The sequence below is a fragment of the Clostridium tyrobutyricum genome (genome assembly GCF_019144085.1).
Taxonomy (GTDB): domain Bacteria; phylum Bacillota; class Clostridia; order Clostridiales; family Clostridiaceae; genus Clostridium_B; species Clostridium_B tyrobutyricum_A.
The window spans coordinates 30,254-55,985 of the sequence record NZ_JAHHUY010000018.1; the positions used below are offsets into that span (position 1 = coordinate 30,254).

Sequence of the window (25,732 nt, forward strand, 5' to 3'; positions counted from 1 at the left end):
ACTCTGTTATGAGTATGAATTTACACTAAAATAATAAAAATTATTAAATAGTATTTATTATTTCATTAATATATATTACAATGTAACATATAATTAAAAGATTGCATTTTAGAACTTTTAATTAAATTTATATTATTAAAAGGTGATAATTTATGAGAAATTTATTTCATGTAGGTCTTGATGTTGGATCGACTACAGTAAAAATAGTTGTATCTGATATAAAAGACAGTATAATTTACAATAAATATCAAAGACATTTTTCAGATATTAAAAGTACTATAGTCCAAGTTGTTAAAGATGCTTATGATAAATTAAAGGATTCAGATATAACTATAATGGTAACAGGATCTGGAGGATTATCAGTATCTAAATGGCTTGATATACCATTTATTCAGGAAGTAGTAGCGTGTACTAATACTATAGAAAAAATTATTCCTGAAACAGATGTGGCTATAGAACTTGGTGGAGAAGATGCCAAAATAACATTTTTTGATGACGGGATAGATCAGAGAATGAATGGATCTTGTGCTGGAGGTACAGGTGCTTTTATAGATCAGATGGCATCTTTACTTCAGACTGATGCAAAAGGTCTAAATGAAATGGCTAAAAACTATAAAGTCATATATCCTATAGCGGCACGATGTGGTGTATTTGCAAAAACTGATGTTCAACCACTTTTAAATGAAGGGGCAGCTAAAGAAGATATTGCTGTATCCATATTTCAATCTGTAGTAAATCAGACTATTAGTGGACTTGCATGTGGCAAACCTATTAGAGGAAATGTAGCATTTTTAGGTGGACCACTATATTTTTTGTCTGAACTTAGAAAGAGATTTATAGATACCTTGGGACTTGCGGATAATCAAATTATTTTTCCTGAAAATTCTCAATTGTTTGTTGCTCAGGGAGCGGCTCTTTCATCTAAAGATGAAAAAGTTATTTCTTTTAAAGGTTTGATAGACAGACTTTCACATTTAAATGAGTTTTTAACTGATGATGTACAGACTTTGGATCCACTTTTCAATAGTGAACAGGAATTAGTTGAATTTAAACAAAGACATGCCAAGAGTGTAGTAAAAAGAGGAAATTTGAATACTTATACTGGAAATTGTTATCTTGGTATGGATGCTGGTTCGACTACTACAAAAGCAGTACTCATAGATAATCAGGGAAGACTTTTATATTCTTTTTATGGAAGCAATCATGGTAATCCATTAAAGTCATCTATTGAAATACTAAAAGATATTTATGGGAAAATGCCATCGACTGTTAAAATAGCTAATTCAGCAGTTACAGGATATGGTGAGGGACTTATAAAAGCTGCTCTTTCTGTTGATGTAGGAGAAGTTGAAACTGTATCACACTATAAGGCTGCAGAATTTTTCCAACCAGGAGTGGATTTCATATTGGACATTGGTGGACAAGATATGAAATGCTTAAAGGTTAAAAATGGTGTTATTGACAGTATAATGTTAAATGAAGCATGTTCCTCAGGATGTGGATCTTTTATTGAAACTTTTGCCAATTCATTAAATATGAAAATACAGGATTTTGCAAAAGTTGCTGAATCATCAAAAAGACCTGTGGATTTGGGATCCAGATGTACAGTATTTATGAATTCAAAAGTTAAACAAGCTCAAAAAGAAGGATTATCTGTAGGTGATATATCTGCTGGACTTTCATATTCAGTAATAAAAAATGCCCTGTTTAAGGTTATAAAAATAAGAGATCCAAAGGAACTTGGAAAAAAGATAATAGTTCAAGGTGGAACTTTTTACAACGATGCAGTTTTAAGAGCTTTTGAACTTATATCGGGTAGAGAAGTTATAAGACCGGATATAGCTGGACTTATGGGGGCTTTTGGAGCAGCTATTATTGCCAAGGAAAGATTCAGTAGTTCACATGAAACTACTCTTTTGAAGGCAGAAGATATAAATAGTTTCAATACAGAAGTTTCTATGAGAAGATGCGGGAAGTGTGCAAACAATTGTCTTCTTACAATAAACAAGTTTTCAGACGGCAAGGAATTTGTCTCAGGTAATAGGTGTGAAAGGGGAATAGGAGCCGAAAGTATAAAAAATAACATTCCTAATCTTTTTGAGTACAAATATAAGAGAATATTCAACTATATACCTTTGAAAAAAGAACAAGCTCCTAGAGGACAGGTAGGAATACCTAGAGTATTGAACTTATACGAAAATTATCCGTTTTGGTTTACATTTTTCACAAAATTAGGATTTAGAGTAGAGATTTCACCTCGTTCTACAAAGAATTTATACTCTCTTGGAATAGAAACTATACCATCTGAATCCGTTTGTTATCCAGCTAAACTTGTACATGGACATATAATGAGTTTGATAAATAGAGGAATTAAATTTATATTTTATCCATCTATTCCCTATGAGCAAAAAGAGCAGGAAAAGGCGGATAACCATTATAACTGCCCGATAGTAACTTCATATCCTGAAGTTATAAAGAAAAATATGGATATTATAGCCGAAAAAAATGTAAATTTTAAAAATCCATTTTTACCATTGGACAATAAAAAGAGGCTTATAAAAAGACTTATAGAAGAACTTGCTGAATTTCACATAAAAGAAGGCGAAATTCAAGATGCAGTAGAATTAGCTTATAAAGAAGATGAAAAGGTAAAAAGTGATATAAGAAACAAGGGTAAGGAAGTAGTAGAATATCTCAACAAGACTGGTAAAAAGGGCATAGTTTTAGCTGGGAGACCATATCATGTGGATCCTGAGATAAATCATGGTATACCTAATATAATAACTTCATATGGCATGGCTGTATTGACAGAGGATTCTGTAGCACATCTTGGAGTAATAGAAAGGCCACTTAGAGTTGTAGATCAATGGGTATATCATTCAAGATTGTATGCAGCTGCTAGTTTTGTAGCAACTCAGAAAAATTTAGAATTAATACAGTTGAATTCATTTGGATGTGGATTGGATGCTGTTACTACAGATCAAGCACAGGAAATACTAAATAGGTATGAAAAAATATATACTGTATTAAAAATAGATGAAGTTAGTAATTTAGGTGCTATAAAAATAAGAATAAGATCATTAAAAGCTGCACTTGAGGAAAGAGACAAGGCTGGATTTGAACCTCATAAAATTGAAGAAAATAACAAGAGGATAGTTTTTACTAAAGAGATGAGAAAAAATCATACTATACTTTGTCCTCAAATGTCACCAATACACTTTCAATTTATACAGGAAGGCTTTAATGTATCAGGTTATAAACTGGAAATACTTCCTTCTGTAGATAAAAAGGCAGTAGATGAAGGACTTAAATATGTAAATAATGATGCATGTTATCCTTCTATAATAGTTGTAGGACAGATAATAGAGGCTCTTAAATCTGGCAAATATGATTTGGATAATACATCCGTTTTAATATCGCAAACCGGAGGAGGATGTAGAGCTACAAATTATATAGCATTTTTGAGAAAAGCTCTAAAAGAAGCCACTATGGAGAATATACCTGTAATATCTTTAAATGTAGTAGGGATGGAAAAAAATCCAGGATTCAAAATTTCTCCGGGACTTGTTAATAAGGGATTAATGGGACTTATGTATGGCGACCTGTTTATGAATGTGCTCTATAAAGTTAGACCTTATGAGAGGATAGCTGGTTCTGCAAATTTACTTTATAATAACTGGGTTGAAAAGTGCAAGGCTAATGTTAGAAATGGAAAGCATGGAGAATTCAAGAGAAATATATATCAAATAGTAAATGACTTTGACAATCTTGAAATAAAAAATATAAAGAAACCTAAAGTAGGAGTTGTAGGTGAAATACTTGTTAAATTTCATCCAACAGCCAACAACAACATTGTAGAGCTTCTTGAAAATGAGGGGGCGGAAGCAGTAGTTCCAGACTTGACTGATTTTCTTCTATACTGTGCTTATGATGCTAAATTTAAACGTGAAAAATTATCCGGAACACTTATGGATGAAATGTCAAAAGGTGTGGCAATAAAGTTTATTGAACATTTTAGAAAGCATATGAGGAATGCACTTAGAAAGAGCAAAAGGTTCTCACCTCCATCTACAATATCAGAATTGGCAGAAGGAGCTTCCAAGGTATTATCTCTTGGCCATCAGACTGGTGAAGGTTGGTTCCTGACAGCAGAAATGATAGAACTTATAAAAAGTGGTACTAAAAATATAGTATGTATGCAGCCTTTTGCATGTCTTCCAAACCATGTAACAGGAAAGGGAATGATTAAGGAATTGCGCAGGAAATATCCAGGCAGTAATATAGCTGCTATTGACTATGATCCAGGTGCAAGTGAGGTAAATCAGCTAAATAGATTGAAACTTATGCTTTCTGTGGCATTTAAGTCTCTTAAAAAAGAAGAGAAAAAAGTTCACAATGAAAATAGACAATTTGTGGCAGAAAAAGTGTTGATGAATAATATTAATAAATAGATTTTAAAAACGGATTTGTACTAAAATGTATAAATCCATTTTTAATTATATTTATAATTAACACAACTATAATATTTTTTCATATTATGAATTGATATAAAAATTATATTGGAGGATATATATGAAAAAACATAAATTAAGTGTATTGGCTATTTTCTTTAGTTTTGTATTTGTAAGTGCTATTTTTTCAGGATGTAGTGGTAAAAGTGGAAATAATAATGTAAAGAAAATAAGATTAAATGAAGTAGCCAGATCTGTATTCTATGCTCCTATGTATGCAGCTGTAAATCAAGGATTTTTTAAAGAACAGGGTCTTGAACTGGATATTACTACAGGTCAGGGAGCAGATAAGACAATGCAAACGGTGTTGAGTAAAAATGCTGATATAGGATTTTGTGGACCTGAACAGGTAATATACATTTACAATCAAAAGAGACAGGATTATCCTATATTGTTTGCCCAAATGACTACAACTGATGGTTCTTTTCTGGTTGGAAGAGAACAGCAGAAAAATTTTGATTGGAAGAGTTTGAAAGGCAAAACTGTAATAGGAGGAAGACCGGGCGGCGTACCTGAAATGGCATTGGAATATGCAATGAAAAAAAATGGGATTGAGCCTGGAACAGACGTTAATTTAATAACCAATCTTGCATTTACAGCAACATCAGGAGCATTTAAAGCGGGTACGGGAGATTATGTTGCATTGTTTGAACCTACAGCTAGCATGCTTGAAAAAAGTAAATCAGGATATATAGTATCTTCTGTAGGAAAGGCTTCAGGCAAACTGCCATATACATGTTATTTTGCGACGAAATCCTATATGGAGAAAAATCCTGACGTTATAAAAAAATTTACAAAGGCTATTTACGAAGGACAGGTTTGGGTTCAAAAACACAATGATGAGGAAGTAGCAAATGCTGTAAAATCGTTTTTCCCAGGTACTGATACAGAAATACTTAAATCTGTTATAAAAAATTATAGAAGCATAGGTGCTTATGCCACATCACCTGAAATTAACCAGGACAATCTAGATACACTTATGGATATAATACAGTCATATAAACCAAGTTTAATACCTCAAAGACCAGCTTTTAATAAAATAGTAGATAATTCTTTTGCTAAAGAGGCAGTAAAATAATATAATAAATAAGTGAAAAATTCTTGACAGTTCTTGATTTAACGATATAATAATATTGTATAAATTGAATTATTATAGTTAGCTGTGATAAAGAGAAGTAGAGATAATAGATTATAAAGAGAGGAAAATCTATTAGTTGAAAGGTTTTCTATATGAAATATCTTGAAAGTAGCTTTTGAGTTTCTTTGCTGAATGGAGTAGGCAGAGACGGTTTCTGGCCGTTAGATTTTTGAGAGTCTGCATATTTACAGCAGAAAAAAAGGTGGTAACGCGAGTCTTCGTCCTTTATGGATGGAGACATTTTTTTATTATTTGAATCAGTTATATAGTTGAAAGTTATATATTTAAGGAGGAGTTTGGATGTCTGAAAAGAAGGAAATATCTACTACATATAATCCAAAGGAATTTGAAGACAAAATTTATAATACATGGCAGGAGAAAAAATACTTTACTCCAAAGCCGGATAAAAATAAAAAACCATATACTATGGTAATACCACCACCAAATATTACAGGTAAGCTTCATCTTGGGCATGCATTGGATGATACTATCCAGGATATACTTATAAGGACAAAGAGAATGCAGGGTTATAGTACTCTATGGGTTCCCGGTGAAGACCATGCCAGTATAGCTACTGAAGTCAAAGTGGAAAAAGAGCTTTTAAAAGATGGTATTGTGAAAAATGAAATAGGAAGAGAAGCTTTTTTGGAAAAAACTTGGGATTGGACACATGAATACAGAGACAGAATCAGAAATCAGATAAAGAAACTTGGAGCATCTGTTGATTTTACAAGAGAAAGATTTACAATGGACGCTGGGCTTAACAAGGCTGTTAGAAGGTTCTTTGTAAAATTATATAATGATGGACTTATATATCAGGGAAATAGAATAATAAACTGGTGTCCAAAATGCCAAACTGCATTGTCTGATGCTGAAATAGAGTATGAAGAGCAGGAAGGACATTTTTGGCATATAAAATATCCAATAGTAAATAGTGACAAATATCTTGAAATAGCAACTACAAGACCGGAAACACTTTTTGGAGATACAGCTATTGCAGTTAATCCTAAAGATGAAAGATATAAAGAACTTATAGGCAAAAAGGCAATTCTTCCAATAATAAGTAGAGAAATTCCTATAGTTGCAGATGACTATGTTGATATGGAATTTGGAACAGGTGCGGTTAAGATAACTCCAGCTCATGATCCTAATGATTATCAAGTTGGAAAAAGACATGATCTTCCTGAAATCATAATAATGAATGAGGATGGAACTATAAGACTTCCAGACACTAAATATGATGGACTAGATAGATATGAAGCCAGAAAGTTAGTAGTAGAAGATCTAAAACAACAGGGATTTCTAGTTAAAACACAGAAGCATGCACATAATGTTGGCTGCCATGACAGATGTGGAACTACTGTTGAGCCAATGGTGTCAAAACAGTGGTTTGTAAAGATGAAATCATTGGCAAAACCTGCTATTGAAGCTGTTAAAAGTGAAAAAGTTAAATTTGTTCCTAAAAGGTTTGAGAAAACGTATTTTAACTGGATGGAAAATATTCAGGACTGGTGTATTTCAAGACAGCTTTGGTGGGGCCATAGAATTCCAGTATGGTACTGCAAGGACTGCGGAGAAGTAATAGTATCAGTAGATGATCCAACAGAATGTACAAAATGCGGTTCTCATAATTTAGAGCAGGACAAAGATGTACTTGACACCTGGTTTAGTTCTGCATTGTGGCCGTTTTCTACATTGGGATGGCCTGACAACACAGATGATTTAAAATACTATTATCCTACTAGTACACTTGTTACAGGCTATGACATAATATTTTTCTGGGTAGCTAGAATGGTATTTTCAGGACTATATTGTATGAATGATATTCCATTTGAAAATGTACTCATTCACGGTATAGTAAGAGATTCTGAAGGAAGAAAAATGTCTAAATCTCTTGGAAATGGTGTTGATCCTATAGATGTAATAGAAAAGTATGGAGCAGATGCACTTAGATTTACATTGATAAATGGTAATGCTCCTGGAAATGATATAAGATATTATCCTGAGAGAGTAGAAGCTTCACGAAATTTTGCAAACAAAATATGGAATGCATCTAGATTTGTACTTATGAATTTAGACGAAGATTTGATGAATAAATATAAAGACGGCATTAATTATACTGAAGCAGACAAATGGATACTGTCAAAATTAAATACTGTTGTTAAGGAAGTTACAGATAATATAGAAAAATTTGAGTTGGGAATAGCATCTCAGAAAATATATGATTTTATATGGGGCGAGTTTTGTGATTGGTATATAGAACTTGTAAAGCCGGTTATGTATGGAGAAGATGAAAAGGCTAAAGGTATAGCATATAATGTATTAAATAGAGTTCTTACTGTAAGTCTGCAGTTGCTTCATCCCGTAATGCCATTTATAACTGAGGAAATATATACACATCTCTATAATAGAGAAACTGAATCCATAACTATATCCAAGTGGCCTGAATATGATGAATCATTAAAAGACGAAAAGGCAGAAAAGGATATGGATTATATTATTGAAGCTATTAAGTCTGTTAGAAATATAAGAACTGACATGAATGTTCCATTTTCAAGAAAAGCAAAACTTATAGTATATGTAACTGAAAACCAGGCTCTTGATGCTTTTAAGAGTGGTGAAGAGTATTTTCAAAAGTTGGCATCAGCAAGTGAACTTGAAATTTTAGAAGATAAAAACAATGTACCTGAAAATGCAGTATCTGCAGTTACAACAGGGGCAGAGTTATTTATCCCGCTTTTAGATCTTGTAGATAAGGACAAGGAACTTGCGAGACTTGAAAAGGAAAAAGGAAAGCTTATATCTGAAATAGAAAGAGTAGATAAAAAGTTGAAAAATGAGAAATTTGTTTCTAAAGCACCTGAAGCTGTAGTAGAAGGAGAGAGGTCTAAAGGTGACAAATATAAAGAAATGCTTGAATCAGTTTTAGAAAGAATAAATGACCTAAAATAGATATAAAATATTAAGTATTCCCCACCTCATTTTACTTTTGTGAAGAGATGGGGTTAATATTTACATTAGGATGTGAATTTATGAATTACAAGCAAGCATTGAATTATATACAGGATACAGCTAAATTTGGTTCTAATCTAGGATTGGAAAGAGTCCAAAAATTACTTGAATTTTTGGATAATCCTCAGGAAAAGATAAAAATCATACATATAGCAGGTACTAATGGAAAAGGTTCTGTAACTGCAATGATTAGCAGAATATTGGATAATTGTGGATATAAAGTTGGCATGTATACTTCGCCTCACCTGGAACAATTTGAAGAGAGGTTTCAGATTAATGAAATAAATATTTCTAGAAATGATCTTGCAGAATGTGTTACAGAAGTATCCAAAGCAGTAGATAAAGTAATAGAGCTTGGCTATGACAATCCTACAGAATTTGAGATAGAAACTTGTGTAATGTTCTATTATTTTTGTAGTTCTAAAGTAGATTTTGCTGTAGTAGAAGTTGGATTGGGAGGAAGATTGGATGCTACAAATATAGTTAAGCCATTTTCAAAATCTACTGGCGGAGGAGTTATTTTAAGTGTAATTACATCCATAAGTTATGATCATATGAAAATTTTAGGAGATACATTGGATAAAATAGCATATGAAAAGGCAGGAATAATAAAAAACGGTATTCCTGTTGTCTCATACCCTCAGGAAAAAAGTTCAGAGAAGGTTATAGAAGAAGTATGTATGAAAAGAAATTGTAAACTTATAAAAGTTCCTGTTGATTCGGTAAAATCAGTTCAGACAAGCAAAATAAACAATAGCAGTTCTGAATACTGTCAGAACATAGAGGTTTTCATAGAAGATGAAGTATATGACATAAAATTGTCTCTTTTAGGCTTACATCAAATGTTGAATTGTGCTACTTCTGTATATTCAGCAAAGGAACTTATTAAAATTGGAATTGATATTGACAAAAAAAATCTAGTCAGTTCACTTTCAACGGTAAAATGGATGGGAAGACTTGAAATTTTAAACAAGAATCCCATTGTGGTAATAGATGGTGCACATAATATACAAGGTATAGAGGCACTTAGAAATAATATAGAAACATATTTTGAATATAAAGATATTATATTGATACTTGGTATACTTGGAGATAAACAGGTTGACAGAATGATAGAGACTATAGTACCATTGGCTAAAACTGTAATAGCTGTTACTCCAAAAAGTTATAGGGCGGAAAGTTCAGATGAACTCAATAAAATAATACTAAAATATAATGATACATCCAGGGCTTTTTACAGCTATGATGATGCATATAGAGAGGCTCTTTCTTGTGCAGATGAAGATGATATCATAGTAATTTCAGGCTCTCTTTATATGATAGGAGACATGAGAAAAATCATAGTTAACAGCTGATGATTATAAAATGAGTGCAGATTAGTGTTTTGCACCAATCTGCACTCAATCTCATATATCTACTTTTTTGGATATTTATTATCTTTGCATATAGTGAAAATTTTTCCTGAGGTTTGGAATATTTTTTCGCCACAAGCTTTCTCAGGTGAAGAAGGTTTATCATAATCATCTTCGTGGCATTTATCCTTATCATAGCCATCTTTGTCATAGTCATCTTTGTCTACAAATACCTGTTTTATAGGGAAGAACTTAACTTTAAATTCAATGTCATTTTTACACTCGTCGCAGCAGGTAATCTTTACATCATCAAAGAATGCACAACTTGAACAACATAAATGACTTATATTTCCACTTCTATCTTTAACAGCTACACTTACGAATACTTCGGCACAACCACTGAGTTTTACTGTTTTTAACTTTATTTTACAGCCACAAACTTCTTTTTCAATATCTCCATAAGGTTTTATCTTAAATCCTTTTCCTTTTACAACAGCTGCTTTTAAACTCTTTGGAATAACAGTAAGCCCTCTTGGTACAGAAATTGTACAGCAAAACTTTGGTTTTTCAGGTTCAGGACACTTATCTTTTGGACGAACTTCTTTATCATATCCACCAGGTAATTCATATGAGTCTTCATAGTTTGAATCCATAGCTGTTTCATCTATTATAAATTTAATGTTTTTCAATTTGTATCTCTCCTTATTAAAGAATTTTTAATTAGGTGTTACGTTAGTAGTTTATGTAGATATATATAAAGTGTTACATTAATTAATAACAATATAGTTAACTATATTGTTATTAATTATGTTATTCTATTGTATGGAGAGAAAAAATATGAGCAAGAATTACAAGGTAACCCACCTTATAAGACTAACTAACATCATATATGAATGTACTAAAGTTTATATTGATAAAAGACTTAAGAATTTTAATCTGACTAAAGGAACATATCCATATTGGCTTGTATTAAGCAAATATCCTGGTATAAGCCAATGGAGCTTAATGTAGACCAGTCAATGTCTGGCAATAACTATAAGATTGTTAATAGGACTGGTATATATAAGAAAGAAGGAAAATCTAGAGGATATAAGAGTATATAAATTATATATAACTGATGAGGCAAAATATATAATATCTGAAATTTTTAATGTTATTGAGAAGTTGGTTGATATTTTAGCTCCAGGGAGTGATGAGGAACAAATTATAAATTCAATAGCATTTTCCAAAGAAATCTAAAAAATACAGAATAGAAAATTGTAGGGAGATGAAAAAAATATGAATAAAGTGGATGATGAAGTGTATAGAAAAAGATGGATAATACTATTTACTGTTCTTTCCTTTACATTTATGGCTACATTGGATGGAAGTATTGTAAATGTAGCACTGCCTGATATGTCATCCAAACTCAATGTAAGTATGGCTGGAATAGAATGGGTAGTTACGGGATTTTTAATGACGATTTCAGCTACTATACTTATATTTGGAAGGTTTGGAGATATAAAAGGTAAAACAAGAATATTTAGATATGGAGTTGTACTTTTTACAATAGGATCACTTTTATGCGGACTCACACATTCATTGATATTTTTAATAGCTGCAAGAACCATACAGGGTATTGGAGCAGGAGCAGCAATGGCAAATAGTCAAGGAATTATAACTCAGGTGTTTCCTGCCAATGAAAGAGGAAGTGCACTTGGAATATTGGGGACTTTTGTAGCATTAGGTGCCATGGCCGGTCCTCCATTAGGTGGAGTTATAGTTTCAGTTGTAGGATGGGAATACATATTTTTAATAAATGTGCCTATTGGAATAGTCGCATTTATTATGACTGTCAAGGTATTTCCAAAGCAAGAAAGTGTTGTAAATGAAAAACTTGATGGCAAAGGTGCCATATTGTTTATGATGGCTGTTGTTCTGTTTATGGGTGCACTTATTCAGGGACAGAGTATGGGGTACAATAATATTATTATGATTTCCTGTTTTGTAATTTCAATTATAAGTTTTATATTATTTATTATTGTAGAAAGAAAAGTGAATATTCCGCTGCTTCAACTAAAAATTTTTAACAATAGTTTGTTTTCCATAGGTATAGTTTGTGGTTTTCTTGCTTTTGTTGCCCTTAGTGCATTTAATATAATAATTCCATTTTATTTTCAGGATTCTATGAAACTTTCTCCAGCCATTACAGGTCTGTTTATGATGGTATCACCAATTGTATTGTCAATAGCAGCTCCATTAAGCGGTCATTTATCAGATAGAATTGGATCAGAAATAATTACATTAATTGGACTTATATTTATGGCCTTAGGATTATTTCTTATATCAAGTTTAAATCAAAATTCTTCATTGGCTATGGTGACACTTTATATAGTTATTATGAGTGCAGGGAATGGAATGTTTCAGGCACCTAACAATTCACTAATTATGTCAACAGTGCCTAAATACAGGCTTGGAATTGCAGGAAGTGTAAATGCACTTATTAGAAATATAGGAATGGTTATAGGTACTGCTGTGGCTACTCTGCTTTTGTATAATAAGATGAGTCATAAAATTGGATATAGAGTAATTGATTATGTAAAAGGAAGAAATGACATATTTATATATGGAATGAGATATGTATATATATTTGCTGGAATTATGTGTTTAGTAGCAGTATTAATAACTGGTTTAAGGTTATACAATAGCAGAATAAACAATAATAAAGATAGCATAAAAAAATTACAGGATAAAGTAGGATAATTAGTGTCACTTATTGAATTATATCTATATAATAAATGTAGATAGATATAAAATTTTTATTATGTCTGTTAAATAATTAAGTAGTATTATTCTGTTTGTAAATAATTGGTTGATATAGGCTCTGGATTATTCCAGAGCCTTTCAAATAATATTGATATTATGGTTAAATTTTAATTATGATGATTGAAAAGAGGTTGTGTATGAAAAAAGGAGATAGAATTGTTATTTTAATTATAGGAATTTTAATTATTATAAGTTTAACTGGAGTTTATACATACAGAAACCATTTAGGTAGTTCAAATAAAATAGCAGTTATAAAAGAAAATGGAAATACAATAAAAACTATTGATCTGAATAAAGTAGAAAAATCCTATGAATTCACTATAAAATATGGTAAATCAGGTTTTAATAAGATCAAGGTTGAAAAAGGTAGAATACGTATTTCTGATTCCAATAGTCCCCGGAAAATAGGGATGAAGATGGGGTGGATATCAAACCCCGGTGATAATGTTGTATGTGCTCCATATAAACTTATTGTAGAAATAGAAGGTAAAAATCCAAAGCATAATGATTTTGATGCAATTGTAGGGCAGCCAGGTAATTAAAATATATTTACTATAGTAAAACCAAATTCGGCACCTATGAGAATACAAAGCACTAACGCAGCATATAAATATGTAATATTAAGTTTTATACGACCAAATACTCTAATAGAATGATATGATGACTTAATGCTTCAGGACTAAGTTGCATTGAATCCAAACCCAAACTTGAAATTGAGTCATTTGCATTATCAGAATCATCATCTGAATTTAAAAGTGGATTCTGAAAAATTTGATTACTTGTATTTATACTGTTGGTGTATAAATATGGAATTAACGAGCTAATGTCATTAGACATGATTACACTTCCTTTATATTTTTACTATAATTTTAAATCTGTTTCCTTAATATTTTCTTAAATCATATAAAGATTTAAATAAATTATATCGAAAAGTGAGTGCAACCTAAAAAAATGAAGTAGGTATTCTATGATATAAGGCTAATGTTGAATATAGATTAAAGGTAGAAACTCCAGCTTGAAATTAAGCTGGAGTTATATTTTTTTAATTAATATTATTTGTTTTAGATATTTATAAAAATTTCTACCTTATTATGTGAATAATTTAGAAATGTAATCCTTCAAATCCTATTATAGTAATTTATACTTTAACATATATTAATAAATGTGATGACAAAGTGATGACAAATAGTAAAAATCAAAAGAGAGTATTAAATTAATAATACTCTCTTAAACGTTGAAAACACTTGGTGCCGAAGGCGGGACTTGAACCCGCACGCTGTTACCAGCGACGGATTTTGAGTCCGTTGCGTCTGCCAATTTCACCACTTCGGCATAATATATTAAGCTCTTTTTGCGATTACTTATATACTATATCATGATATTTGTATAATGTCAATATAAAAAAATATTATTGAAATTTTCTGCAATATTATATGATGTATATATAATAAAATTGTATTTTTTTATATGTTTTATCGAATATATGTCTAATATTATATAAAATATTCTAAAATAGTGATATTGTAGAATATTTTAGGGATAAATAATAAAAATATTTAATTTGATTTAATTAATATTAAGAGGAGTATATGCATAGTATGTAGAATATAAATAATAAATTAATTGTGAGGATAAGGGATAAAAATTATGTATGATAAAAATATTTTTGGAGTTAATTCTGCATTTTATTACTTCGGCTTAGAGCATTTTTATGTAAATATATATAATTATATAAAGAATGGTATAAGAAAAAATGAAATTGTATGGTTATGTGTAAATAATGATGTGTATAAAAATATTGAAAGTTATATAGGAGCATATGAAAACTGGTATCATAACATATGTAATTTTCCTAAAATATTAAATCTTTATAAATATTATGGAGTATCATCAATTAGGAATAAATTAATTGAATATGAGAATGGAATTATTGAGAAAGGGTATAATGGAATTAGATTCATTATAGATGTGAAGCATATAATATCTATTTCCTCTAAAGAAGATTTTTTAAAGTTTGATTCCGATATGTTAGGTATTATATATAAAACTAGAAGTTCTGTTATGTGTGCATATGATTTTGAAAACTATGTGAATACCAGGGATATTATAGATGATAAAATCATTGAAGAATCTTATGCAACTCATTCCAGTAGGTTATATAAGGGCGAGTTGCAGAATTGTCAAAAATTACTTAATATTTAGTTTATAATAATAAAAGAAGTTCTACAAATTAGTTTATAACTAATTAAGTAGAACTTTTAGTATTTTATTTATTATTTGGACATTGCTTCTTCCACAGCAACTGCTACTGCAACTGAAGCTCCAACCATTGGATTGTTACCCATTCCTATAAGTCCCATCATTTCAACGTGAGCTGGAACTGATGATGAACCTGCAAATTGAGCATCGGAATGCATTCTTCCCATAGTGTCAGTCATTCCATATGAAGCAGGACCTGCACCCATATTGTCTGGATGAAGAGTTCTTCCAGTACCACCACCTGATGCAACTGAGAAGTATTTTTTTCCAAGAGCAACACATTCTTTTTTATATGTTCCTGCAACTGGATGCTGGAATCTTGTAGGGTTAGTTGAATTACCGGTTATTGATACGTCAACTCCTTCGTGATGCATTATAGCAACACCTTCTCTAACATCATCTGCTCCGTAACATTTAACTTTTGCTCTTTCTCCATCTGAATAAGCAGTTTCCTTAACTATTTTAAGTTCTCCAGTATAATAGTCAAATTTAGTTTGAACATAAGTAAAACCATTAATTCTTGATATTATAAAAGCTGCATCTTTTCCAAGACCATTTAATATTACTCTTAATGGATTCTTTCTTACTTTATTAGCTGAGTTAGCAAGTCCTATAGCACCTTCAGCAGCTGCAAAGGATTCATGACCAGCTAGAAATGCAAAACATTTAGTGTCTTCTCTTAAAAGCATTGCAGCAAGATTTCCATGTCCAAGTCCAACTTTTCTATCATCTGCAACAGAACCAGGGATACAAAATGATTGTAAGCCTTCACCTATAGCTTCAGCAGCATCAGCAGCTTTGGTACAGCCTTTTTTGATAGCTATTGCGGCACCTACTGTATATGCCCAACAGGCATTTTCAAAGCAAATTTGCTGAACACCTTTAACTATATTATAAGCATCTACTCCTTTTTCATCACAGACAGCTTTAGCGTCTTCGAGTGAGCTCATACCATATTTTTTTAATACAGGTATAATCTGATCTATTCTTCTCTCATAACTTTCAAATAATGCCATAACAATCTACTCCTCCCATACCTTATTCTTCTCTTGGATCTATAATTTTTGCAGCTTCAGCATATCTTCCATATGTACCAGTAGCTTTTTTAATAGCTTCAGCAGGATCTGTACCTTTTTTAATCATATCCATCATTTTTCCAAGACTTATAAATTCGTATCCTATAACTTCATTGTTTTTGTCAAGAGCTATGTGATTTATGTAACCTTCAGCCATTTCAAGATATCTTGTTCCTTTTGCTTTTGTTCCATACATAGTACCAACTTGACTTCTCAAGCCTTTTCCTAAATCTTCAAGACCTGCTCCTATTGGAAGACCACCTTCTGAGAATGCAGTTTGACTTCTTCCATAAACGATCTGCAAAAATAATTCTCTCATTGCTACGTTTATAGCATCACAGACAAGATCAGTATTTAATGCTTCAAGTATAGTTTTTCCTGGAAGAATTTCTGATGCCATAGCAGCTGAATGAGTCATACCTGAACATCCTATAGTTTCAACTAGAGCCTCTTCAATTACACCGTCTTTAACATTTAAAGTTAACTTACAGCCACCTTGTTGTGGAGCACACCAACCTACACCATGAGTTAATCCTGAAATATCCTTAACTTCCTTAGCCTGTACCCATTTTCCTTCTTCTGGAATTGGAGCTGGTCCATGATTTGGGCCTTTAGCTACACAGCACATTCTATCTACTTCTGTTGAATAAATCATCTTTTATCTCCCTCCTGATTTATAATTAACTATCGTATTAGTAAATAATTGTATATACTTAATTAAATTAACACAATAAGTTAAATTATTATATTTGCATATGGTTTTATAATTATCCCACTGGGACTTTAATTATCCCACAAAGAGCAAATATATTCACAAACAATTTAATTCTATCAAATATATTAATCTATCTCAATAGAAAAAGAGAAAAATTTTAATTCTTTAGTATATTAGTTGAAAATTATAGGTTTTAAATATCTTGCATGAAACTTTTCTATATGGGAATTTTTTATTACCTCTACAGCCTTGTTTATATTGCTGATTAGACTTACATGATTATCTATAAGGTCTTGTTTTATGCATTTGTTGAAATAATTGCAGTAAGCAAAGTAGTCTTTACGTTCGTCACAATAAGGTTTGTATTTTTTAGAGCATAAATTTATTATTTCTCTACATAAATATAGATTACAGGGATGAGGTCTTAATAAAAAACTTAAACTGCATCCATTTTTAGATGAAAACGGGCATAATTTAAAAAAAAGAGATGAATCAAAATTACTATATTTTTTGAAACAAGAGTTTTTGAAGTCTTTATATTTGTTTTTTAAAAAAGTGCCATTTATTTTTATAGAGTAATTTCGTAATAAAGAATTTGGTAGAGAAACTAAATAATAAATGAAACTAAATTTATTATTATCTATTATATTTTTAATATCTAGTAATCTGTATTCTGGAAAATACCAACAACAGCCTCTGTTTTTGATAGAGGTATAAGAAATAGATTCTATGGTGTTAGAACATTTTCCACAGGAATCACATTTAAATATTGGAATATTATTACAAAAGCTATAATTAAGTGACATAAAAAAATCCCCCTTTGTATATGTTAAGTTTAGTTCTTTTTTAATATTTTTGAAATAGCTTATTTTAATATTTGTGATAAAATATTAGTTGGAATAGTAAGATTAAAAAGGAGTAGTTAAATGACTAATGAAAAATTATTGATATTGGATGGTCATAGTTTGATGAACAGAGCATTTTATGCACTTCCAGAATTGACTAATGATGAAGGCCTTCATACAAATGCAGTTTATGGATTTATAAATATGCTTTTTAAAATGAAGGAGGAAATAAATCCTGATTATATAGTTTGCACTTTTGATAGAAGTGCACCAACTTTCAGACATAAACAATATGATGATTATAAAGCTGGAAGAAAGAAAATGCCTTCTGAACTTGCAGAACAATTTCCAATTTTAAAGGAAATTTTAGGGCTTCTTTCTATAAATATATTTGAAATAGATGGATTTGAAGCAGATGATCTTATGGGAACCTTATCTGTGTTTGCCGAAAGCAAGGGAATACAGGTTTATATAGTAACAGGGGATAGAGATTTACTTCAACTGGCTTCAGATAATATCAATATAGTTATAACTAAAAAGGGAATTACGGAAAAAGAGATATATGATAGAAATAGGATGATAGAGCAATATGGGGTTACACCCACTGAATTTATAGATGTAAAAGGACTTATGGGGGATAGTTCTGATAATATACCAGGAGTTCCAGGCATAGGTGAAAAAACAGCTTTCAAGCTTATACAGGAATATAAAAGTCTTAAAAATGTACTTGAAAATATAGAAAATATAAAAGGCAAGAAGTTAAAGGAAAATTTAAATGAGTATAGGGAACAGGCAGTATTCAGTAAAAAATTAGCCACAATTATGATAGATGTACCTGTGGAAATAGATTTGCAATCTATAGAGTCCAAAGAGGACTATGATGCTCTAGGATTGAAAAATATATTTGAAAAACTTCAATTTAAATCACTAATAAATAAGATCCCTGGCTTGGATGTAATTGAGAAGGAAGAACAAAAACAATTAAATTTAGAATTTGAGGTTATAGATAGTATTGACAAGTTTCAAAATTCAGTGAATAAAATAGTAAAATACAATAGTAAATATATATTGTATTTTAATTTTGAAATATGCAATGGAGGAAGTTATTCTAATAGTTATATTGAAAATATATTTATAAATATTTATAACGATAATTATGTAATAAATATGAAATCTATAATGGATGAAAACAATGAAAAATCATTGGAACTTTTAAAAAAAATATTTGAAAGTATAGGTATTAAAAAGGTAGGATATGATATTAAATCGCAATACAGTATACTTGATAAACTTGGATTGGATTTGACTAATGTTGAATTTGATGTAAAAATAGCAGCATACCTCTTAAATCCTTCTAAAGGAAAGTATTATTTGAAAGATATAATAAGGGAATATACTGGAGTTGATTTGTCTGAAGAAGACAGTGAGTTTAAGATAAAAGAAACTTTCTTATTAAGTAAACTTTATATAAATTTACAGAAAAAAATAAATGATTTAAATATGGAGGATCTTTTGTATAAAATAGAATTGCCACTTACAAAGGTATTATCTTCTATGGAATGTGAAGGTTTTAGAGCTGATCTGGACAAATTAAATGAATTAAGTGAAAAGTTTAAAATAGAAATAGAAAAAGTTAAAACTGAGATATATGCTCTTTCCGAAGAAGAATTTAATATAAATTCACCAAAGCAGCTTGGTAAAATACTTTTTGAAAAATTGGATCTTCCAGTTATAAAAAAGACTAAAACCGGATATTCAACTAATGCTCAGGTACTTGAAAAGCTTATAGATAAAAGTCCTATAATAGAGAAAATAATATATTATAGACAGCTTACCAAGATATATTCAACATATATTGAAGGATTAAAATCTGTTATAGATGATGATGGCAAAATTCATTCTAATTTTAATCAAACTGTAACTGCTACAGGAAGGCTTTCAAGTACAGAACCAAATCTTCAAAATATACCCATAAAATATGAGATGGGGAAAGAAATAAGAAAGGTATTTATACCTGAAAATGAAGATTGTATAATATTATCTGCAGATTATTCTCAAATAGAACTTAGGGTTCTTGCACATATTGCAGATGATGAAAATCTTATAAATGCATTTAAACATCATAGTGATATTCATACTAAAACGGCATCAGAAGTATTTAATATTCCAATAGACAAGGTTACAAAGAGTCAGAGAAGTAATGCTAAGGCTGTAAATTTTGGAATAATATATGGTATAGGTGATTTTAGCCTTGCAAAAGATTTACATATATCAAGGGCTGAAGCTAAAAATTATATAGAAACTTATCTTGAAAGGTATCCCAATGTAAGAAAATATATGGAGGATATTGTTGATATGGCAAAAAATAATGGATATGTTACTACTATAATGAATAGAAGAAGGGCTATAAAAGAAATAAGATCTTCCAACAAAATAGTCAGATCTTTGGGTGAAAGACTTGCAATGAATACACCTATACAGGGAAGCGCAGCAGATATCATAAAGATAGCGATGATAAATGTATATAATAAGTTAAAAGAAAAAAATCTAAGGAGCAGAGTTATACTTCAAGTACATGATGAACTTATTTTGAACTTGTTCAAGGATGAATTGGATGTAGTTAGAAATATTGTAAAAACAGAAATGGAAAATGCAGTTTCTCTTAAAGTTCCACTTGAAGTAGATATAAACGCAGGAAATAACTGGTACGAAATTAAATAGCAAGGCGGTGTATTTATGATAAAAATAGGTCTTACAGGCGGAATTGGAAGTGGGAAGAGCACAATTTCCAATATGTTAAAAAAGGCCAATATACCTGTAATAGATGCAGATCTTATAAGTAAAACAGTATTAAGTAAATATCCACATATAATTAAAAATATTGAGGATGTTTTTGGAAAAAAGTTTTTTGATGAAAATTACAATCTTAAGAGAAGAGAATTTGGTGATTATATATTTAAATGTAGTGACAGAAGATGTAAATATGAAAGTATAATAATGCCATATATAAAAGAATACATATTATTTGAAATGGACAGATTAGATAAAGAAGGAAATAAATTATGCATACTTGATGCTGCAACCTTGATAGAAAATAATTTCAGAAAATATGTAGATGAACTTATATTGGTTTGGATTGACAGAATAACCCAAATAGATAGAGTTAAAGAAAGGGATAACTTGACATATGACCAGGTTATTATAAGAATTGATTCTCAAATGTCATTAGATGAAAAGAAAAAGTATTCCAATTATATATTGGATAATTCCAAAGATATTGATACAACCAAAAAGAATTTAAAGGATATACTTGAATGGATAGTCATAAAATATAAGGGGGTGAAGTGTCCTGAAATAAATATTTAGGACATATACATCATTGAAATTTGTAAAAAGAGTAATAACTATTATAATTCTTATAGTGATAGTATTAAATGCCAAAAATATAGCAAAAAGTTTTTATCCTCTTAAATATTCATCATATATAAAAGAATACTCTCAAAGATATGACCTGGATCCATATATGGTTATGGCTATAATCAAAACTGAAAGTGGATTTAAAGAAAATGTAAGATCAAATAAAAATGCAATAGGTCTTATGCAAATAACACCAGATACAGCTGAGTGGGCTGCACAAAGAATGACAATAAATAATTTTAATGAAGATATGCTCTATGATCCTGAATTCAATATAAAAATGGGATGTTGGTATATAAGTGATTTAAAAAGTGAGTTCAACAACAATATGAATTTAGTATTGGCAGCTTATAATGGTGGAAGGGGAAATGTAAAAAAATGGCTTAATAATTCAAATCATTCATACGATGGAAAAAATTTGGATTATATACCCTTTAAGGAAACTGATAAGTACGTAAAAAAAGTTAAGGTTAGTTACAAGGTATATAAATATCTATATTAATAAATACGGATTGATTTCAATCCGTATTTATTTTGAAAAATTATTTTTTATAAAATAAAAAGAGAGATAAAAATCTCTCTTTCATTCTCATTGATACTCCAAAATACCGCTGAACTTAATTTGACACCTATCTCTCGATAGGTGGGTGTTCTCACAGATGCATCTATCACTTCCTATGTCTCAAAGGTTACATATACACATCTAAATATTAAACTCCCAATTTAGTAATGTAGGTTCAAATTAAAGCCTTACGCATATTCTAGAAAAAATCAATTAATATCATATTAAAACATGTAAACAATATCATGTCCACATACACATTATAAAACGTGTAATTTAAAAAGTCAATAGTATACTTTTTAAATTTTGGTGCGAAAGACGGGACTTGAACCCGTACGGTCTCCCACACGTCCCTCAAACGTGCGCGTCTGCCTATTCCGCCACTCTCGCATAGCTGATTGATACATATGTATTATAACTAGATTCACTTATATTGTCAACTATTTAATGCTTTTATATCTATATTGTATTTGTTTATTTTTCTATATATGGTAGCTTTACCAATTTTAAGAGCGTGAGCTGTTTCGGAAGCGTTTCCATGAAAGTATTTTAAAGCATTACTTATATAAGCCTTTTCTACTTTTTCAAGAGGCATTGGTATATCAGGGGTAATCGGATCTATTTTAAAATCCAAATTAATGCTTTCATGTATTAGATATTTATCAGTTATTAATAAATCTTCGCACAGGTAGTAGGATCTCTCCACTATATTTCTCAATTCTCTTATGTTGCCCGGAAAATTATATAAAATTAATTTTCCAATATAGGAATTATCCAAGTATTTTGGAAAGTTGGGATTTTTGAAATTTAATCTATCTATAAAATGTCTTGCTAGAATTTCAATATCTTCCTTCCTTTCCTGCAAAGGTATAAGATTTAAATTAAGTACACTCAGCCTATAATATAGATCGCCTCTAAAATTTCTATTTTTTATTTCATCTTTTAATAATTTGTTTGTAGCTGCTATAATTCTGACATCAATTGATTTTTCATAGGTTGCACCAACTCTTACTATTTTTAGATTATCAAGTACTCTTAAAAGCTTGGATTGTATATCAAGAGGGAGTTCTCCTATTTCATCTAAAAATATAGTACCACCATCAGCTAATTCAAATTTTCCAGGATAGCCGCCTTTTGAAGCTCCCGTAAAGGCCCCTTTTTCATATCCAAATAGTTCACTTTCTACTAATTCTCTTGGAATAGCAGCACAATTTACAGCTACAAAAGGTCCATTATGTCTATTACTGTAATTATGTATAGATTGTGCAAATACTTCCTTTCCTGTTCCGCTCTTTCCTTCAATCAATATAGTGCAATCTGTATTTGAGGCTTTTTTAGCAAGCTTAACGATGTATTCCATTTTTGCTGAGCGGGTTATTATGTCATGAAATGTATATGAAGCTTTATATCCTACCACATTATTTACTATTTTGTGCAATCTTTTGGTATCCTTTATGGAGAGAACAATTCCCAATACTTTATCTTCCAGCTTTATAGGCACAATATTTACTATACATCTTATTTTTTTATTACCTAAATGAAATATACAATCTGCATTGAATATATTTTCACCTGTAATTATTATTGAATTCAACATGGTATCTTTTAAAATATTTTTCAAGTTTGTATTATACAAAATGTCTTCTTTTATATTAAATATTTTAAGTGCAGTTGAATTTGCCTTTTTTATATTGAATTTATCATCTGTTATTATAAGCCCATCATATACAGATTGAAAGATAGATTTAAATGTTGAATTTAATAAACTGTTGTTTGAAATAAATTTATCATCCATAGATATCATCCTTAATTATAATTATTTAGGTTAAGTATAACATTTTTATATAAATATTAAAATTAGATCTTATGTTATTTAAAAATGGGAGAATTATTGTGAAAAACAGATAAAAACATATATGTATACCATAAGATAGATAAATACAGTTATAAATAGTCTTTAAGTATAAAAAAAAGAGTTATGCTAAAAATAAATAATAATATATAATCATTCCGTATCAAATGAAAACAAAATTACTTTTAGAGGTGCAGAAAATGAAATTTAAATTAGGAAAATTTCTGATAGGAGAGAGTTTAAAAACTGAAGAGTTAAAAGGCCAAAAATTAAATGTTTTTTGGGGGTTGCCTATACTGTCTAGTGATGCAATTTCCTCAGTAGCTTATGCAGGAGAAGAAATATTATGGGTTCTCATACCTGTGATTGGAATGATGGCTTATAAATATATGTTCCTTGCATCGCTTTGTATTGTATTTTTGATGTTTGTTGTTACTCTTTCTTATAGACAAACTATAGATGCATATCCTGGAGGAGGAGGTTCCTATGTTGTTGCAAAAGATAATTTGGGAAAAATTCCTGGATTAGTAGCCGGAGCATCACTAACTGTAGGATATATACTTACAGTTGCTGTTAGTGCATCTGCTGGAACGGCGGCTATAACATCTGCAATACCAGAAATTTTGCATTATAAGGTTTTAATAACTATATTATTGATAATTGTTATGACAATTGGAAATCTTAGAGGCCTTAGAGAATCATCAAAGACATTTGGTACTCCTACTTATATATTTATGATATTGATATTGGCCATGATTGTATGGGGGATTTTTAAAGTTAAAATTTTAGGATATACTCCTATGCCGGTTTATAGAGTTCCGCAGATTACTGGTGATATAACATTGTTTCTATTTCTAAGGGCTTTTTCATCCGGGTGTACAGCTTTGACAGGTATTGAGGCAGTAAGCAATGCTATACCTAATTTTGAAGAACCATCCCAGAAAAATGCGAAAAAGGTGCTTGGACTACTGTCTCTGGTTGTATTTTTAATATTTGGAGGACTATCTTATCTCGCTACACTTTATCACGCAGTACCAAATTCGCAAGTAACTGTAGTGGCACAAATTGCGTCTCAAGTATTTGGCAATAATATATTATTTTATGTAGTTCAGGGTGCTACGGCAATTATACTTATATTGGCAAGTAATACTGCATTTGCAGGACTACCTATGCTTCTTGCTTATATAGCTAAAGATGGATTTGCACCAAGGCAATTTGCAAAACGAGGAAAGAGACTTGGATATTCCAATGGAATTGTAACTCTTAGTATTATATCAATTATATTGGTTATAATATTTAAAAGTGATACACATTATTTAATGCCTTTATATGCAGTAGGTGTATTTATATCATTTACTCTTTCCCAATTGGGTATGTTTATTAGATGGAGAAGAAAAAAACAACATGCATGGAGACGTAAATCAATCATAAATGGAATTGGGGCATTTATAACTTTTGTAACGGCAGTAATACTTGGAATAACTAAATTTATCAGTGGAGCGTGGATAGTATTTATAGTTATACCTATACTTGTATATTTTATGCTTATTATAAAAAAACACTATTCAGAAGTTGCAAGACAGTTAAAATTATCTATAGATGAAAGGCCTAAAGAAATAAATTTTAAAGATCAAAAGAGATATGTTATAGTACCTATAGATACTTTGAATAAATCATTTTTAAAGGCATTGAATTATGCCAGAACCATATCAGATAATATAATAATATTTCATGTGTCCGTAGATGGCACGGCAACTGAAAAGCTATTGAAAAAATGGAATGAATACAATAATGAGTATAATATGGATATACCTATAATAGTAAAAAAATCTCCTTATAGAAGTATTGTTGGACCGCTTGTTAAATTTATAGAATCTGAAGAGTATTCAGCTGGACCTAAAGATACGGTAACGGTGGTTTTACCTCAATTTGTAGTCACTAAGTGGTGGGGAAACATACTACATAATCAGACTGCACTTTTAATTAAAACCATACTTCTTAAGAGAAGAAATATAGCCATAGTAACAGTGCCTTATATAATATTTGAAAAATAGAGATTATTAATAGATAAAAATCTGTGAGCTCACAAATTTTTATCTATTTTTTATTTAATCATTATAATTAATTGAAATATATTTACATATAACGTTATCATTTATCAATAAGATAAAAGGCACCGTATTCATAA

19 protein-coding genes, 2 tRNA genes, 1 other RNA gene and 1 other annotated feature are annotated in these 25,732 nt (G+C 30.3%); of the genes, 13 read left to right on the plus strand and 9 right to left on the minus strand.

Going from position 1 to position 25,732, the window contains the following annotated elements:
* Nucleotides 1-152 precede the first annotated feature (152 nt).
* The 4 genes from KM800_RS09345 (at nucleotide 153) to KM800_RS09360 (ending at nucleotide 10,016) form a co-directional block, all read left to right on the plus strand.
* Nucleotides 153-4,451, plus strand: a complete 4,299-nt coding sequence (locus KM800_RS09345) for a 2-hydroxyacyl-CoA dehydratase (protein WP_217812845.1) — start codon at nucleotides 153-155, stop codon at nucleotides 4,449-4,451.
* Nucleotides 4,452-4,572: 121 nt separating this feature from the next.
* Entirely contained in the window at nucleotides 4,573-5,589 is a 1,017-nt protein-coding gene (locus KM800_RS09350) for an ABC transporter substrate-binding protein (RefSeq protein ID WP_217812846.1), read from the plus strand.
* A 75-nt stretch (nucleotides 5,590-5,664) separates the two neighbouring features.
* Nucleotides 5,665-5,878: a binding site (T-box leader), on the plus strand.
* A gap of 71 nt (nucleotides 5,879-5,949) precedes the next feature.
* Nucleotides 5,950-8,601, plus strand: a complete 2,652-nt coding sequence (locus KM800_RS09355) for a valine--tRNA ligase (RefSeq protein ID WP_217812847.1) — start codon at nucleotides 5,950-5,952, stop codon at nucleotides 8,599-8,601.
* An 80-nt stretch (nucleotides 8,602-8,681) separates the two neighbouring features.
* A complete protein-coding gene (locus KM800_RS09360; RefSeq protein ID WP_217812848.1) occupies nucleotides 8,682-10,016 on the plus strand; it encodes a bifunctional folylpolyglutamate synthase/dihydrofolate synthase in 1,335 nt (444 codons plus the stop codon).
* 59 nt (nucleotides 10,017-10,075) lie between these two features.
* Here the strand turns inward: KM800_RS09360 and KM800_RS09365 are convergent, their stop codons facing one another.
* On the minus strand, nucleotides 10,076-10,702 hold the full coding sequence (locus KM800_RS09365) for a hypothetical protein (RefSeq protein WP_217812849.1): 627 nt from the start codon (nucleotides 10,700-10,702) through the stop codon (nucleotides 10,076-10,078).
* Between the two features lie 148 nt (nucleotides 10,703-10,850).
* Between KM800_RS09365 and KM800_RS15500 the strand changes: the two genes are divergently transcribed.
* The 4 genes from KM800_RS15500 to KM800_RS09380 all read left to right on the plus strand — a co-directional run bounded on the left by KM800_RS15500 (nucleotide 10,851) and on the right by KM800_RS09380 (nucleotide 13,360).
* Nucleotides 10,851-11,024 carry a hypothetical protein gene (locus tag KM800_RS15500; protein ID WP_254906515.1) on the plus strand — a complete coding sequence of 58 codons (174 nt, stop codon included), beginning with the start codon at nucleotides 10,851-10,853 and terminating at the stop codon, nucleotides 11,022-11,024.
* Between the two features lie 30 nt (nucleotides 11,025-11,054).
* A complete protein-coding gene (locus KM800_RS15505) occupies nucleotides 11,055-11,252 on the plus strand; it encodes a hypothetical protein (RefSeq protein ID WP_254906516.1) in 198 nt (65 codons plus the stop codon).
* A 39-nt stretch (nucleotides 11,253-11,291) separates the two neighbouring features.
* On the plus strand, nucleotides 11,292-12,755 hold the full coding sequence (locus KM800_RS09375) for an MFS transporter (protein ID WP_217812850.1): 1,464 nt from the start codon (nucleotides 11,292-11,294) through the stop codon (nucleotides 12,753-12,755).
* Nucleotides 12,756-12,955: 200 nt separating this feature from the next.
* Nucleotides 12,956-13,360: a NusG domain II-containing protein gene (locus KM800_RS09380; protein ID WP_017751223.1), complete on the plus strand. Its 405-nt coding sequence runs from the start codon at nucleotides 12,956-12,958 to the stop codon at nucleotides 13,358-13,360.
* A gap of 85 nt (nucleotides 13,361-13,445) precedes the next feature.
* Here the strand turns inward: KM800_RS09380 and KM800_RS09385 are convergent, their stop codons facing one another.
* Complete coding sequence (locus tag KM800_RS09385) at nucleotides 13,446-13,655, minus strand: hypothetical protein (protein ID WP_017894981.1); 210 nt, start codon at nucleotides 13,653-13,655, stop codon at nucleotides 13,446-13,448.
* Between the two features lie 408 nt (nucleotides 13,656-14,063).
* Nucleotides 14,064-14,150: transfer RNA gene (locus KM800_RS09390), tRNA-Leu, on the minus strand.
* A 315-nt stretch (nucleotides 14,151-14,465) separates the two neighbouring features.
* Here KM800_RS09390 and KM800_RS09395 point away from each other — a divergent pair.
* Nucleotides 14,466-15,020: an MEDS domain-containing protein gene (locus KM800_RS09395; RefSeq protein ID WP_217812851.1), complete on the plus strand. Its 555-nt coding sequence runs from the start codon at nucleotides 14,466-14,468 to the stop codon at nucleotides 15,018-15,020.
* A gap of 71 nt (nucleotides 15,021-15,091) precedes the next feature.
* Here KM800_RS09395 and KM800_RS09400 read toward each other — a convergent pair whose 3' ends face one another.
* The 3 genes from KM800_RS09400 to KM800_RS09410 form a co-directional block, all read right to left on the minus strand.
* Nucleotides 15,092-16,093 carry a GGGtGRT protein gene (locus KM800_RS09400; RefSeq protein ID WP_017751226.1) on the minus strand — a complete coding sequence of 334 codons (1,002 nt, stop codon included), beginning with the start codon at nucleotides 16,091-16,093 and terminating at the stop codon, nucleotides 15,092-15,094.
* Nucleotides 16,094-16,115: 22 nt separating this feature from the next.
* Complete coding sequence (locus KM800_RS09405) at nucleotides 16,116-16,808, minus strand: iron-sulfur cluster assembly scaffold protein (RefSeq protein WP_217812852.1); 693 nt, start codon at nucleotides 16,806-16,808, stop codon at nucleotides 16,116-16,118.
* Nucleotides 16,809-17,041: 233 nt separating this feature from the next.
* The gene (locus tag KM800_RS09410) at nucleotides 17,042-17,674 is read right to left on the minus strand and encodes a hypothetical protein (RefSeq protein WP_217812853.1); all 633 of its coding nucleotides are present in this window, start codon (nucleotides 17,672-17,674) and stop codon (nucleotides 17,042-17,044) included.
* A 120-nt stretch (nucleotides 17,675-17,794) separates the two neighbouring features.
* Here KM800_RS09410 and polA point away from each other — a divergent pair, with 120 nt between their 5' ends.
* Genes polA through KM800_RS09425 form a run of 3 tightly spaced genes read left to right on the plus strand, consistent with a single transcriptional unit; the run spans nucleotide 17,795 to nucleotide 21,632 of the window.
* A complete protein-coding gene (gene polA, locus KM800_RS09415; RefSeq protein ID WP_217812854.1) occupies nucleotides 17,795-20,434 on the plus strand; it encodes a DNA polymerase I in 2,640 nt (879 codons plus the stop codon).
* Between the two features lie 15 nt (nucleotides 20,435-20,449).
* Nucleotides 20,450-21,079, plus strand: a complete 630-nt coding sequence (coaE, locus tag KM800_RS09420; RefSeq protein WP_217812855.1) for a dephospho-CoA kinase — start codon at nucleotides 20,450-20,452, stop codon at nucleotides 21,077-21,079.
* A 13-nt stretch (nucleotides 21,080-21,092) separates the two neighbouring features.
* The gene (locus KM800_RS09425) at nucleotides 21,093-21,632 is read left to right on the plus strand and encodes a lytic transglycosylase domain-containing protein (RefSeq protein ID WP_217812856.1); all 540 of its coding nucleotides are present in this window, start codon (nucleotides 21,093-21,095) and stop codon (nucleotides 21,630-21,632) included.
* A gap of 91 nt (nucleotides 21,633-21,723) precedes the next feature.
* Here the strand turns inward: KM800_RS09425 and ssrS are convergent.
* From ssrS to KM800_RS09440, 3 genes are all read right to left on the minus strand, one after another.
* Nucleotides 21,724-21,901, minus strand: a non-coding RNA gene (gene ssrS / locus KM800_RS09430) — 6S RNA.
* Between the two features lie 98 nt (nucleotides 21,902-21,999).
* A tRNA-Leu gene (locus tag KM800_RS09435) sits at nucleotides 22,000-22,082 on the minus strand.
* 46 nt (nucleotides 22,083-22,128) lie between these two features.
* A complete protein-coding gene (locus KM800_RS09440; RefSeq protein ID WP_217812857.1) occupies nucleotides 22,129-23,487 on the minus strand; it encodes a sigma-54 interaction domain-containing protein in 1,359 nt (452 codons plus the stop codon).
* A gap of 257 nt (nucleotides 23,488-23,744) precedes the next feature.
* Here KM800_RS09440 and KM800_RS09445 point away from each other — a divergent pair, with 257 nt between their 5' ends.
* Nucleotides 23,745-25,598 (plus strand): APC family permease, encoded by a 1,854-nt coding sequence (locus KM800_RS09445; protein ID WP_217812858.1) that lies wholly within the window; start codon nucleotides 23,745-23,747, stop codon nucleotides 25,596-25,598.
* Nucleotides 25,599-25,732 lie beyond the last annotated feature (134 nt).